The sequence below is a fragment of the Candidatus Arcticimaribacter forsetii genome (genome assembly GCF_910589745.1).
GTDB classification, from domain to species: Bacteria; Bacteroidota; Bacteroidia; order Flavobacteriales; family Flavobacteriaceae; genus Arcticimaribacter; species Arcticimaribacter forsetii.
Map to the genome: position 1 here is coordinate 1,546,187 of NZ_OU342399.1, position 12,975 is coordinate 1,559,161.

Annotated in this window: 14 protein-coding genes; 5 read left to right on the top strand and 9 right to left on the bottom strand. The window is 33.7% G+C overall.

The annotated features are described in order from the left end of the window. The first annotated feature begins 14 nt into the window (after nt 1–14). Together lepB and NG655_RS07075 are read left to right on the top strand one after the other, a co-directional pair. The gene (lepB, locus tag NG655_RS07070) at nt 15–1,709 is read left to right on the top strand and encodes a signal peptidase I (RefSeq protein ID WP_252158622.1); all 1,695 of its coding nucleotides are present in this window, start codon (nt 15–17) and stop codon (nt 1,707–1,709) included. Beyond that, nucleotides 1,710–2,339 carry a WbqC family protein gene (locus tag NG655_RS07075; RefSeq protein WP_252158623.1) on the top strand — a complete coding sequence of 210 codons (630 nt, stop codon included), beginning with the start codon at nt 1,710–1,712 and terminating at the stop codon, nt 2,337–2,339. It abuts the gene before it with no gap. On the opposite strand, the gene NG655_RS07080 is transcribed toward NG655_RS07075, so the two are convergent. The 8 genes from NG655_RS07080 to NG655_RS07115 form a co-directional block, all read right to left on the bottom strand. Beyond that, entirely contained in the window at nt 2,314–3,321 is a 1,008-nt protein-coding gene (locus NG655_RS07080; protein ID WP_252158624.1) for an endonuclease/exonuclease/phosphatase family protein, read from the bottom strand. The genes NG655_RS07075 and NG655_RS07080 overlap by 26 nt on opposite strands. A gap of 11 nt (nt 3,322–3,332) precedes the next feature. Continuing rightward, on the bottom strand, nt 3,333–4,202 hold the full coding sequence (locus NG655_RS07085) for a rhomboid family intramembrane serine protease (RefSeq protein WP_252158625.1): 870 nt from the start codon (nt 4,200–4,202) through the stop codon (nt 3,333–3,335). Further along, nucleotides 4,199–4,939, bottom strand: a complete 741-nt coding sequence (locus tag NG655_RS07090) for a rhomboid family intramembrane serine protease (RefSeq protein WP_252158626.1) — start codon at nt 4,937–4,939, stop codon at nt 4,199–4,201. The genes NG655_RS07085 and NG655_RS07090 overlap by 4 nt, the downstream gene beginning before the upstream one ends. After that, nucleotides 4,939–6,732: a DNA mismatch repair endonuclease MutL gene (gene mutL, locus NG655_RS07095; RefSeq protein WP_252158627.1), complete on the bottom strand. Its 1,794-nt coding sequence runs from the start codon at nt 6,730–6,732 to the stop codon at nt 4,939–4,941. The genes NG655_RS07090 and mutL overlap by 1 nt, the downstream gene beginning before the upstream one ends. A gap of 3 nt (nt 6,733–6,735) precedes the next feature. Then, nucleotides 6,736–7,026: a hypothetical protein gene (locus tag NG655_RS07100; RefSeq protein ID WP_252158628.1), complete on the bottom strand. Its 291-nt coding sequence runs from the start codon at nt 7,024–7,026 to the stop codon at nt 6,736–6,738. An 83-nt stretch (nt 7,027–7,109) separates the two neighbouring features. Continuing rightward, nucleotides 7,110–7,592: a 6,7-dimethyl-8-ribityllumazine synthase gene (ribH, locus tag NG655_RS07105; protein WP_252158629.1), complete on the bottom strand. Its 483-nt coding sequence runs from the start codon at nt 7,590–7,592 to the stop codon at nt 7,110–7,112. Between the two features lie 5 nt (nt 7,593–7,597). Further along, complete coding sequence (locus tag NG655_RS07110) at nt 7,598–8,362, bottom strand: tetratricopeptide repeat protein (RefSeq protein ID WP_252158630.1); 765 nt, start codon at nt 8,360–8,362, stop codon at nt 7,598–7,600. A gap of 152 nt (nt 8,363–8,514) precedes the next feature. Beyond that, entirely contained in the window at nt 8,515–10,494 is a 1,980-nt protein-coding gene (locus NG655_RS07115; protein WP_252158631.1) for a TonB-dependent receptor family protein, read from the bottom strand. Nucleotides 10,495–10,667: 173 nt separating this feature from the next. On the opposite strand from NG655_RS07115, the gene recF reads away from it, so the two are divergent. From recF to NG655_RS07130, 3 genes are read left to right on the top strand one after another with little or no spacing between them, the layout of a single operon-like run. Beyond that, a complete protein-coding gene (gene recF / locus NG655_RS07120; RefSeq protein WP_252158632.1) occupies nt 10,668–11,750 on the top strand; it encodes a DNA replication/repair protein RecF in 1,083 nt (360 codons plus the stop codon). A gap of 29 nt (nt 11,751–11,779) precedes the next feature. Beyond that, complete coding sequence (locus NG655_RS07125; RefSeq protein ID WP_252158633.1) at nt 11,780–12,193, top strand: hypothetical protein; 414 nt, start codon at nt 11,780–11,782, stop codon at nt 12,191–12,193. A 3-nt stretch (nt 12,194–12,196) separates the two neighbouring features. Further along, nucleotides 12,197–12,499: a DciA family protein gene (locus NG655_RS07130; RefSeq protein WP_252158634.1), complete on the top strand. Its 303-nt coding sequence runs from the start codon at nt 12,197–12,199 to the stop codon at nt 12,497–12,499. Here the strand turns inward: NG655_RS07130 and NG655_RS07135 are convergent. Beyond that, nucleotides 12,496–12,915, bottom strand: a complete 420-nt coding sequence (locus NG655_RS07135) for a nucleoside-diphosphate kinase (RefSeq protein ID WP_252159102.1) — start codon at nt 12,913–12,915, stop codon at nt 12,496–12,498. The genes NG655_RS07130 and NG655_RS07135 overlap by 4 nt on opposite strands. Nucleotides 12,916–12,975 lie beyond the last annotated feature (60 nt).

A 12,975-nucleotide genomic window follows, 5' to 3' on the forward strand; every position in this document is an offset into this window, starting at 1 on the left:
TCAAATTTAAAATTATGACTGCAACAGAATGGCTACTTTTTATAGTTGGAATTCAAATTATTCACTTCTTAGGAACTCATAGACTTTATGTGAAAGCAGGGCGTAAGTCTTGGGAGGCAATAGTTCCGATATATAATGCAATTGTTCTAATGCAAATTATTAGAAGACCTAAATGGTGGGTAATATTACTTTTTATTCCTATAATTAACCTAATGATGTTCCCCGTAGTGTGGGTAGAAACATTAAGAAGTTTCGGGAAACATGAAAACAAGGATACACTTTTAGGGATTCTTACCTTAGGATTCTATTTGTTTATTGTCAACTATGATTCTAATACTAGCTACGATAAAGACCGAGACCTTAATTCTAAAACTTGGTTTGGAGAATGGATTAGCGCCTTACTTTTCGCAATAATAGCGGCAACAATAGTTCATAATTACTTTATTCAACCCTATATAATTCCAACAGGATCACTTGAAAAAACCCTCCTGATTGGTGACTTCTTATTTGTAAGTAAATTCCATTATGGAGCAAGAACTCCCACCTCTGCAGTTGCATTTCCTATGGTTCATGATACCATTCCTATCATAAAGAAAAGATCCTATTTAAAAAAACCACAACTCCCCTACTTTAGGCTACCTGGGTTTCAGGATGTAAAAAGAAACGATATCGTAGTTTTTAGTTGGCCTGCAGATACGGTTCGTCAGTTCTTTGTTAAAGAAAAAGGAGTTCGTAAACCCATAGACAAGAAATCGAACTATGTTAAAAGATGTGTTGGAACTCCTGGAGATAGTTTAGAAATAATTGATGGATATGTTTATATCAATGGAGCTAAAAATCCACTACCCGATCGTGCCAAAACACAATATACTTACACAGCCTATAACTCCAAAGGTATTTCATCTAGGAAACTATTAGAAGCTAATCTTAAAGATTTCAGTAGACAGTATAGAATAAAGAATATAACTCAAGAAAGCTATGATCAGCTTACACCCTATATTTATGGTCCTGTAAATAATGATATTGATAATTTTATAGTTTCTACTCCTTCGGCTGGTATTCCAAATGGACTTCCAAAAAAACTTGGAATAATAATAGAAGAACCTTTAAAAGCGGTAAAAGAAATTACTCTAACAGAGGCAGAGGCAAAAGGGCTTAGTGATGCTGGAATTTTGGATAGTATCGTTAGAAAAATTAACACCAATAAAACTGCTAATCCTTATTTCTTCCCAAACACAATTCCATATGATTGGAACGAAGACAATTTTGGTCCTATTCTAATTCCAAAGGCAGGAATGACGGTTCAAATTGATGAAAAAAGTTTTCCTCTTTACAAAAAAATCATTCGTGAATACGAAAAAAATACGGTTACTAAAAAAGGGAACACATTCTATATTAACGGAAAAGAAACGAGCTCGTATACCTTTAAACAAGATTATTATTGGATGATGGGTGACAACAGACACCGATCAGAGGACAGTAGATATTGGGGTTATGTACCGGAAGATCATATTGTAGGGAAACCTGTTTTAATCTGGTTCAGTATTGAAGGCATAAACGACGGAATTAGAAACTGGAAAATAAGAACCGACCGTCTGATGACCACAGTCGGAGGAACAGGAAAACCAATATCATTTTTTCCTTATGTAGCTGCAATTATAATAGGATGGCAACTTATAGTTTTTTACAGAAAACGAAAAAAAGCATAAATGTCAATTGAACTATTTAGCGCTTATATTCCCAATATAGCCACCATGGCATTCATTGCAAAAACGAAACATGTTAATATCCCTACCGGGGAGTTCTATCAGAAGCAAACTTATAGAAATAGAACTAAAATTGTTAGTGCAAATGGAGTATTAAACTTATCCATACCGATTATACACGCTTCAAAAGATGAACGTTTACTGGATGGCGAAGTATGTATTTCTTATGATGAAAAATGGCAGTTAAATCATTGGAAATCATTTGTAAGTGCTTATAACTCCTCCCCTTTCTTTGAGTATTATCAAGATGAGCTTGAGGAGGTTTTTTTCGCTAAAAAGAAAACACTGGTTGAATTCAATTTGAGCTTAATAAAACTATTTATGGACTGGTTCGAAATTGACACTGAAATTTCATTAAATCCATTAAAGAAAGAATTTAACACTTTGAACACTACCTTAATAAACTCTAAAAAAGAACTTCCTGTAGAGTTTCCCAGATACATTCAAGTGTTTGAATCAAAGTTTGGATTCATACCGAATTTAAACGCCTTAGATCTTATTAGTAACCTAGGCCCTGAAAGCTCGGTTTACTTAAACTCGATTGATCTTACTCCCATGCAAGAGTTGTCATGATCGGCAAATGGTCAGAGAGTTCAATATCATAGGATTTAAAACCATTTATTTTAAAAATAGGATCCGTTAAAATAAAATCAATTCTTAAAGGGAAAAATGAAAAGTTAAAAGTAGTTCCCAATCCAGTTCCTGCTTCTTTAAATACATCATTCTTGTCTTTTTTTAAAGCTCTATAAATAACAGAAAACTGTGAATTATTTAGATCCGTACAAACTATAGAAGGGAACGGATTTTGTTTATCAATTTCCTCAAACTGGCCAATTTGATCCAGCTGCTTCTTAAAAACCTGATTGAACTTAAGCTGAAGACCTTCTGAATTACGGTTGGTAATTAAAGTATCTTTAAAATTAATTCGTAAAGACTCGAGGTGTAAATTGTAAACTCTAGCCTTCTTACCTCGATATTGAATGTCTGTAAAAATTCCACTATTGGTAGAATTTTCAAAGTTGATGTAGCCTGTGTTATTTATTGGAAATTTTGAGAAAATAGCAATCTCAGACTTTCCATTCGATTGAATAGGTTGAACATAACTGTAAGGATACGAGGGTAATTTTGGTGCTTCACTTTTTGAATATTCCTGAAAACAAATAATATCAGGCTGTTCATTATCTATAAAACGCTTTATTTCTGCCGGAATATCTTTTCCTTCAATCCAATCAAACTTATTAAACAATCTAACATTATAGGTCATTACCTTAAAGGTATCTGTACTCTTATGAATTAAATTTCTTGGAAATTGATACAATAAACCCCACTCTCCATAACCAATTAAAAATGCAATCATGAATAACAAGAAAACCCATTTTGAACGTAATAACCAGTAAATAAAAAAAGCGATATTTATTATAACAACTAGGGGGACGAATAAATTTAAAATTGAAAAATCAAATAAGGAAGGTATACTTCCCATAAGCATCAATTGAAAAAGTAACGTTAAAACATTAAATATTAATAACAGTTTTTGAAAAAAATTCAGTTTCATTGAATTGTAAGTTAATTGTCTTTTCCAGACTGAAACAAAAAATCTTTTTCTTCTTGCTTTAAACTCTCATACCCTGAAGTACTGATCTTATCAAGAATTGCATCAATCTTTTGCTGGTTTGTAGGACTTGGTTTTCTTTTTACTGTTTTTTGAGTTCGATGAACAGTTCGCATGTTTTTAACAGCTGAAGGTTTTGTAAGGGTATTAAAATAACTCCAAATACGGTCTAAAAAAGATCCAATGTCAGTACCTTGTTTTAATTGAGTTGCATAAAGGTATCCAATAAAAGCTCCACCAAGATGAGCAAGCCTTCCACCAGCATTACTGTAAGGAATTTGAAGGATATCGATCAAAACTAAGGCTATCCCTATATATTGAAGTTTTACGTTTATAAACAACAAACGTATTTCTTGATTAGGAGTGTAGGTTGCTACAAATATAAGAACAGCCATTACTCCGGCTGAAGCCCCAACTAAAGGAGGATAGATACCCTCGAAAACTGGAAAGAGGTTATAGCCTATTAAAAAAAACAGCCCCCCAACCAAAACACCCAGAACGTAATTCTTTAAAAATTGATGTTCAGAAAATAAATTTAAATACATCTGTGATGCATAGTACAAAAGAAGCATATTCCAAAGAATATGGCTGAAGCTAGCGTGCAAAAAACTATAGGTAAATAAAGTCCATGGACGAAAAAGAACTTCGCTGAAACTGGGTAATAAATGAAACCAAGAAGAAAAAGTTGAACTTGGAAGTTTAAACAAATAAAGGAGGGTTTGAATAAAAAATGGAATTATAAAAAAAACAATGTTCAAAACAATTATTTTTTCTGCAATCGAAAACTGCTCAAATCTATATTTTAAGTTTTTTAAATTCATCATCTATCCCAACGATTATCATTAAACTGTTGACGTTTCCAATATCGCATGATTAGAAAACCTGATATTGCGCCTCCAAGATGTGCAAAATGTGCAATGGGGCCTATTGAAAAGGAACTGAACCCAAAAAACAAATCTCCAAGTATCATAAAGGGTATTAAATACTTGGCTTTTACAGGGAAAGGAATGAACATTAGGTATAACTCTGAATTAGGAAATAACATTGCAAAAGCTACTAATACTCCGTACAGAGCACCAGAGGCTCCTACCATAGAAGAATTAAACGCTTGATACATTCCGGATAATTGTTTCTCAGACAATGATTCCAAAATAGCACGATTATAGCTACCCTCTGTTACTAAAGTGTTAACTGCATCTTGACCATAACCCAATGCCAATAAATCGTTGTAGACAGTGGTGTACTGGAAATAATAAATTAAAAGTTGTAATGCTGCGGCACCCAAGCCTGCAGAAATGTAAAAAAATATAAACTTATTCTTTCCCCAAAGAGACTCTAATGGAGAGCCAAACATGTACAGTCCAAACATATTAAATAAAATATGATTAAGACTTCCATGCATAAACATATGTGTTAGAGGTTGCCATATTTCGAAACGAGAATTCTCAAAATAATGTAACGCAAATAAATCGTATATCCCACGCCCAAATAGATTTGTGGCAAGGAAAAAAATACCGTTTATTATTAATAAATGCTTAATAGTCTCTGTAACTCTCCTCATTAAACGAATTTTTTGTCAAGTTCTTCCTGAGTTAAAGTAATAAAAATTTGACGATTAAATGGAGACACTTGTGTTTCTTTACATGCAAACAAATCGTCTAAAAGTCTCTGTTGTTCTTCGGATTTCATTGGAACTCCTCTCTTAATTGATAATGTTTTTGATAATGACTTTGATAGTAAATCAGACTGACTAAAACTGTCCGATGGTAAATCACTTTCGAGTGAAGCAAATAAATTTTCGAATATGTTGGGTATTTCTTTTTCAGAACTTGAAGCTGGAATACCTTTAATACTTATGGAAGATGAGCCAACTTTTTCAAAAACAAATCCAGCTTCAATTAAAACCTCCTCAAGATCTGACAAAAGCACTTGTTGTGTGGATGTTAATTCAAGATCATAGGGAAACAAAAGTTGCTGACTTGCAGTTTGCTTCTGTGTAATTGTTTTCAGAAACTGTTCGTACAAGATACGTTCGTGCGCACGCTGTTGATCGATTACTAATAATGCAGATCCAATTGAACTGACAAGGTATCGGTTCATTAACTGAAATAATTTCACACTATCGTAATCTCCTAATACATTGAGTTCATCCCCTAGAACAGTTGGAATAGGTTGAGACTCGACCTCAACATAAAGACTCTCCCAATTCGTTTCATTAGGTTTTGAAAAACGCGGAGTATCTGGATTTTTAAAAGGATTAAAATTAGAGTCAACCTCTAAATGCGGACTCGCTGCAATCTGATTGACCTGATTATATGGAGTATCTAGATTAGGGTCGCGATCAAAATCCAAAGTGGGTGCTACATTAAACATCCCTAAACTATGTTTAACACAGGAACGAAGGATCGCATATAAACTTTGTTCATCCTCAAATTTTACCTCGGTCTTAGTAGGATGAATATTTATATCTATGGTTTGAGGATCAAGATTAAAAAATATAAAATAACCAGGGACAGTACCCTCTGAAAGTAAACCATCGTATGCATTCATTATTGCATGATGCATGAACGGACTTTTAATGAAACGATCATTTACAAAAAAGAATTGTTGTCCACGTGTTCTTTTTGCCGCACTAGGCTTTATTACAAAACCGGATACCGAGGATACAGAAGTCGATTCCTCTACAGGGACCAATTTAGCGTCCATCTTAGATCCAAAGATGTGCACAATTCGTTTTCTTAAATTTGCGACTGGCAAATCAAAAAGCTCATGCCCTCCTTGAAAAAATGTAAATGCAATTTGTGGATGTGCAAGTGCGACACGATGAAACTCATCTATGATGTGTCTAAGTTCTACCGTATTCGATTTTAAAAAATTTCTTCGAGCAGGAATATTAAAAAATAAATTCTTGACTGAAATAGAAGTCCCTTGTGGTGCCACAACAGGTTCTTGTTCCTGAATTTCGCTTCCAGCAATTTTAATTTGTGTACCTATTTCATCTTCTGAAGTTTTACTGAGCATTTCAACATGAGCAACAGCTGCGATGGATGCTAATGCTTCTCCCCGAAAACCTTTTGTGTTTAGTGCGAAAAGATCAGAAGCGGATTTTATTTTTGAAGTAGCATGTCGCTCAAATGCCATTCGAGCGTCTGTAATACTCATTCCTTTTCCATTATCAACAACTTGAATGAGTTGTTTCCCTGCTTCTTTGATTATTAATTGAACATGATCCGAACCTGCATCTATTGCATTTTCCAACAGCTCTTTCACAACAGAAGCTGGACGTTGAACTACTTCTCCTGCTGCAATTTGATTTGCGACATGATCAGGCAATAAGGTTATTATATCTCCCATGGATTATGTAGAAAAAATAGATAAATCGAAATCGATTATAAATAAAAAGGCAAGGGTCAAAACGGCTATTATAATTAACAATAATGGAGTAACTGCTCGATTAGATCGATTACGGTTTTCTAAGCGTACATCATTCCATTTTTTACCCAAATCATTTTCATTATACGTTTCTCGATACTTATTGAATTTGGAATCAAATTCATAAAGGTTATCGATTGTTTTACCCTGATAATAGCGTGGTGTATAATTGTATCGTTTGTTACGATTCAATTTAAATAAATTTGCTTTGAACATAGGTTTCGCTTAAAACATAAAAATACATTGATTTTACTAGAATCACAAGAGCGAAATACTAGAACCGAAGTAATGTTGACAACTTAATGACTTGCGAGTGCAGCCATTTTTAAAGCAGCAACAGCAGCTTCTATTCCTTTGTTACCGTGCTTCCCTCCAGAACGGTCCAAAGCCTGTTGTAAGTTATTGTCTGTGAGTACACAAAAAATAACAGGAATCGGCGACTGAATATTCAAGTCTTTAATTCCTTGAGTAACACCCTGACATACAAAATCAAAATGTTTCGTTTCTCCTTGAATTACACTTCCAATCACAATTACTGCATCTACGCCATTTTTCTGGGCATGTTTCGCACCATAAATTAACTCAAAACTCCCTGGTACATTAATCCTAGAAATATTTTCTGATTTAACCTGATGCTTAATGAGTGTGTCATAAGCTCCTTGAAAAAGAGGCTCGGTTACCTGATTGTTCCATTCTGAAACAATCAATGCAATTGAAAAAGGCTTCCCTGATGGTACCTCATTCGAATCATAAACGGATAAATTAGTATTAGCCGTAGCCATATGGATTAGTTTATGTTTTCCAAACGACCTATTTGAATGTCTATCTGAGATGCTTCATCTGAATTTGGAAAATCAGACTTTATACGTTTAAAATAGGCTAGTGCTTTGTTGTTTTTACCCAAAGAACTGCTTAACAACCCTGCTTTAAATAAATATCTTGGTGTTGTATAAACGTTTTCACTAGCATCTACCGCTTGTATATAATAGGCTAGAGCTTCTTCACTTTGGTTTAACTGAGCATAAGAATCTCCGATAGCTCCTTTAGCTAATGCACTAAGAAGAACGTCATCAGAACTAAAATCTTTTAGGTAATCTATAGCTGAATTGAAATCTTTAATATTTACATAAGCCATACCTGCACTGAAAGTTGCAAGGTCAGCTGCATCGGTACCGCTGTAGTTTTCAATGATATCATCAAAACCATACTTACCTTCACCTCCACGGATAGAACGTGCATAAAGAGAGTCTGTATCTTGACCGTTTACTGCAAGGTTAAAATAGTATTGTGCTTGATTAAGCTCACCAACTGCTTCTTTTGAAGTGGGTTCTAATACAAATGAATTATATCCTAAAGAACCTAAAACTCCGATGGTAATCAAACCAATAGAAACTAAAATTAAGTTTTGATATTTGGCAACAAATTCTTCTGCCTTTGATGCTGTTGTGTCAAGAGTTTCAAAAACTTCTGCAGTTGTACTATCAATTTGGTTTTCGCTTACTTCAGTTTTTGTAACTGATTTTTTTGCTCCGCGTTTTTTATATGTAGCCATTGTGGTTTTTTAAAGTTCCCAAAAATAACCTTTTTATTCTAATTCAGAAAGCTCAATTTTCATATTTTAACAGAAAGCTCCTTTTTTAAATTCAGGTTACCTGTTTTGAATAATAAATTGGCTTATTAACTTACTTTATTTTTAGAAATCATCTATAATTTAACACGCACTCCCCCAAACACATATCTAGTTGGTGCAGGTTCGTAATACCGACCACCAAAAGCGTTCAGTCGGATGTTATCGTTATAAATAGAATTCCAAAGATTGTTCACTCCAAAGAAAGGAATCCAAGCAACTTTGCCCTTCCCGTTTTGAAAACTTACATTTAAGTTTGAAACAAAAAAACCTTGCTCTTTAACTTCGTTTGCGTCATCAGCAAATAAAGCACCTTGAAATCGAGAAGTTAAACTAGCATTCCAACCTCCTCGAACTAAAGTTGTTGTAATAGAGGCCATATGCTTCGGAATTCCAGGCAATGTTTTTCCAGATAAATCTACATCCCCTTTTTGAAAAGAACCATAACTAAAATTAGAATAGGTGTAGGTAATTTTTGTATTTAAATATTCTTTTGTTTGTCTAGAAAAACTCAACTCTAAACCGGTTCTATTAGTTTTACCAGCATTTCTGTAAAAGGTTCTCCCCGGAGATGATTCTATCTCGTAAGGAACTAAATCATTAGAAGTATTAATGTCAAATAAGACAATTTCAAACTCATTTTTTTGATCATAAAAACGATACCCTATTTCTTTATTATGTGCCTTTTGCGGAATTAAAGAATTAAATCCACCTCCATTTGGATTCGCAGACAACTCGCTTAAAGCAGGAGTTTCAAAACTTGTACCCAACGAAGAGAACAGATAACTCTTTTCATTTATCTTATAGTTTAGACCTAAAGAATAATTCCAGGAGTTCATAGAAATAAAACCACTATCGTTTCCATTTGATATAAAATAATCCAATACACTTAGTTCGTTTTTATCATATCGAAGACCCCCCAGAAGTTTATATTTTCCAAAGGATATTTCGTCTAAAAGATAAAAACCTAAAGCATTAAAAGACTCATCCTGTATCAAAGTCAAATCACCATTTGCTCCTCTGTTATTAACATATCTTTTCCTCAAGTCGGACTGCTCGGCATAACTATATCCCAATTGTAAATTATGACCTTTTGTGCTCCCGGACTTATAACTTATCTGTGCTCCATTTCCCGAGTGTTTTCGATCCAAATAAACAGAACCGCCAAAACTGAACGGAAGCTTTGCATCAAAATCACGGGATGACTTAAAAGCATAAGTTGAAAACTTCAACCTGGAATTAAAATTATGAGTCAAGGATATACCTCCTTTAATTTGATTAACTGATTCTTTAGTTTTATAAGTTAAATTAGCATCTCTCGCCTGTAAACGATTTACTTGAGTAGATTCAAAATCAAGACCTCCAGGATCTTCAGCTAAAGGACTATCGGTATAGTTAAACAATAAATTTAACTTTGTTTTACTTGATATCTCATGTTTAATTCTTGCATTCACACCGCTACTCTCATAGGCACTTTGAGATCTATAACCGTTTGTTTTTATTTTATTAGCAAGGATTATAAAAGAGGTGTTTTTATTTTTCAGACCAGCTTCAATTTGAACGTTCTGCATTCCAAATCTCCCTAAGGTCAATGCTGGTTTAACATAATTTCTATCAAAATCACTTTTTGTTTTTATGCTAAGAACCCCCCCAGATGCATTTCCATATAAAACCGAAGAAGGTCCACGAATAACCTCAACAGATGAAATAATCCCCAAAGATAAGTTATCTATTTGCCCTTGACCATCGGGCGTAGTCTCAGGAATTCCATCAACCAGTATTTTAATACCGCGAATTCCAAAAGCAGATCGAGCTCCAAAACCTCGAATAGAAATACGTAAATCTTGAGAGAAATTATTAGAATTTAGAACAAACAAACCAGGAACTCCATGAACATATTCACTAAATGAAAGTTGCTGCATTTGATCTTGAATCGGTTCAAAATCTAATTTAGATACGGACCAAGTTGACTCTGGTAATGAGTTTGAGATTTTAGTTGCAGTAACTTCTACCGCTTGTAATTTTACAATCTCGAGGGAATCGATTTGTGCTTTCACAAAAGTTGTGAGTAGTAAAAACGCAGATTGAAAGAGTAATCTTAAATTCAATATTTTTTTTTCAAAACTAATAAGAATAAATCAAATTATTAGGATGAAATGAAATGAATATGCAGGTAATTGAATGGGTATAAAATAGGGTATGCTGTTAGCTTATTATTATATTTGTGAACATGAAACTTAAAAGTCTTTCTTTAACACAATATAAAAACATAAGTTCAGATAGTTTTGAATTTGATGATAGAATTAATTGCTTCATCGGCAACAATGGTGTGGGAAAGTCAAATATTCTTGATGCTATATATCATTTATGCTTTGCAAAAGGATATTTTAACCCTACTGCGGTTCAAAACATTCAATTCAACACTGATTTTTTTCTCTTGGATGGAATTTTTGAGAAAAATAATCAGGAAGAAAAAGTAGTTTGTAGTCTCAAAAAAGGACAAAAAAAAACACTTAAAAGAAACGGGAAAGTATACGACAAAATTTCAGATCACATTGGTCTGCTACCCTTAGTTATTATTTCTCCTTCAGATCGAGATTTGATAACTGAAGGAAGCAGTATCCGAAGAAAATTCATGGATGGAGTTATTGGTCAGACCGACAGTTCTTATCTAAACAATCTGTTGGATTACACCAAAATCGTTAGTCAAAGAAATGCATTACTTAAATATTTTGCAGCAAATCAAACGTTTGATTCAGATACATTAGAAATCTATGATCAAAAAATGATTGCACTTGGAAATCCGATTCATGAAAAAAGAAAGCAATTTCTTGCTTCCTTTACTCCTGTGTTCGAAAAACACTATCAAAGCATAAGTAAATCGGAGGAAAAAGTTACGCTAACCTACGAAAGCAAATTACTTGACAGTTCTTTCGAATCCTTACTTAAAGATAATTTACATAAAGATCGTCTTTCTCAATTCAGTACCGTAGGAATACATAAAGAAGATTTATTTTTTTCGATAAGTGATCAACCTATTAAAAGATTCGGGAGTCAAGGCCAACAAAAATCATTTCTTATAGCGCTAAAATTAGCTCAATTTGATTTCATTAAAAAGTTAGCTGGTGTTCCACCAATAGTTTTATTAGATGATGTGTTTGATAAATTAGATCAAAACAGAGTTGGACTAATTATGCAACTAGTTGAAGAAAATCACTTCGGTCAATTATTCCTTTCTGACACACACGAACAAAGAACTTTAGATGCTTTACAAACAACTCAATTATCTTATAAGATTTTTAATCTCACCTAAGATCCTTATCTTTATTATATTATAAACGTATGAAAATATTCAAATTCAATCTTTTGTTAACCCTCTTATCTATATATAGTTGTACAACTATTTCTGATCAAGATCTTGTATACTTAAATGGTTACTGGGAAATTGAACAGGTTGAATCCCATGGGGAAATTTTCAACCCTAGAGGTGGAAATGTTTTAGTTGATTTATATATTTTGGATTCAATGAAAGGAATTCGAAAAAAACTAGCCCCAAGCTTTGGAGCAAATTATAGCAGTTCAGAAGATCAGTTTAATTTCGTGATCGAACGCATAGATAAAGCTTACTATATAGTTTATGAAGATGCTCTTAAACCTTGGAAGGAAAAAATTAAATCTATAAATGAAGAAAGTCTAGAACTAGAACACAGTGACAAGGTGTATTATTATAAGCGTCACAAAAAAATAAGTCTTTAAGTAATGTCTAACAAAAAAAGATCTTTTGAACCCCAATCAATTTCCGAAGTTTTAGGAGAATTGATCGATCAAAAGAATATAAAACAAGGAATTACGAAGGTCCGTGTAGAACAGGCATGGAAAACTACGATGGGTGCTAGTGTTTCACAATATACACAAGAGGTAAACTTTAGAGGCTCAACTCTTTTTGTGAATCTAAATTCTGCCCCTCTTAGAGAGGAATTATCCTACGGAAAGGAAAAAATTCTGCGCCATTTAAACGAAACTCTTGGCGCAGAAATTATTAGTAAACTGGTACTGCGTTAAAATATCTCTCTTCCAGAAAAATGAAATGCACTTTCAATAGCAGCATTCTCATCACTATCTGAACCGTGAACTGCATTTTCTCCCATTGAAGTAGCATAAAGACTTCTAATAGTACCTTCTGCAGCCTCAGCAGGATTAGTCGCTCCGATTAAAACACGAAAATCGTTAACAGCATTTTCTTTTTCAAGAACTGCAGCTACAATAGGACCTCTAGTCATAAACTCAACTAATTCTCCAAAAAATGGACGCTCACTATGAACACTGTAGAAAGCTTCAGCGTCTGCAACTGTTAATTGCGTCTTCTTGAGAGCAAGAATTTTGAAACCTGCGGAAGTAATTTTTTCTAAAATAGAACCGATGTGTCCGTTCTCTACAGCATCAGGCTTAATCATCGTGAAAGTACGATTTGTCATAATAGTATTTTTTTGTGTGGCAAATCTATTAAAAGGAAGTGACAATTCGAGAATAATGACTGA

What these genes read in the sequence shown, in the direction of transcription:
- lepB (WP_252158622.1), top strand. Translation starts at nt 15, where the DNA reads ATGACTGCAACAGAATGGCTACTTTTTATAGTTGGAATTCAAATTATT.
- NG655_RS07075 (WP_252158623.1), top strand. Translation starts at nt 1,710, where the DNA reads ATGTCAATTGAACTATTTAGCGCTTATATTCCCAATATAGCCACCATG.
- NG655_RS07080 (WP_252158624.1), bottom strand. Translation starts at nt 3,321, where the DNA reads ATGAAACTGAATTTTTTTCAAAAACTGTTATTAATATTTAATGTTTTA.
- NG655_RS07085 (WP_252158625.1), bottom strand. Translation starts at nt 4,202, where the DNA reads ATGATGAATTTAAAAAACTTAAAATATAGATTTGAGCAGTTTTCGATT.
- NG655_RS07090 (WP_252158626.1), bottom strand. Translation starts at nt 4,939, where the DNA reads ATGAGGAGAGTTACAGAGACTATTAAGCATTTATTAATAATAAACGGT.
- mutL (WP_252158627.1), bottom strand. Translation starts at nt 6,732, where the DNA reads ATGGGAGATATAATAACCTTATTGCCTGATCATGTCGCAAATCAAATT.
- NG655_RS07100 (WP_252158628.1), bottom strand. Translation starts at nt 7,026, where the DNA reads ATGTTCAAAGCAAATTTATTTAAATTGAATCGTAACAAACGATACAAT.
- ribH (WP_252158629.1), bottom strand. Translation starts at nt 7,592, where the DNA reads ATGGCTACGGCTAATACTAATTTATCCGTTTATGATTCGAATGAGGTA.
- NG655_RS07110 (WP_252158630.1), bottom strand. Translation starts at nt 8,362, where the DNA reads ATGGCTACATATAAAAAACGCGGAGCAAAAAAATCAGTTACAAAAACT.
- recF (WP_252158632.1), top strand. Translation starts at nt 10,668, where the DNA reads ATGAAACTTAAAAGTCTTTCTTTAACACAATATAAAAACATAAGTTCA.
- NG655_RS07125 (WP_252158633.1), top strand. Translation starts at nt 11,780, where the DNA reads ATGAAAATATTCAAATTCAATCTTTTGTTAACCCTCTTATCTATATAT.
- NG655_RS07130 (WP_252158634.1), top strand. Translation starts at nt 12,197, where the DNA reads ATGTCTAACAAAAAAAGATCTTTTGAACCCCAATCAATTTCCGAAGTT.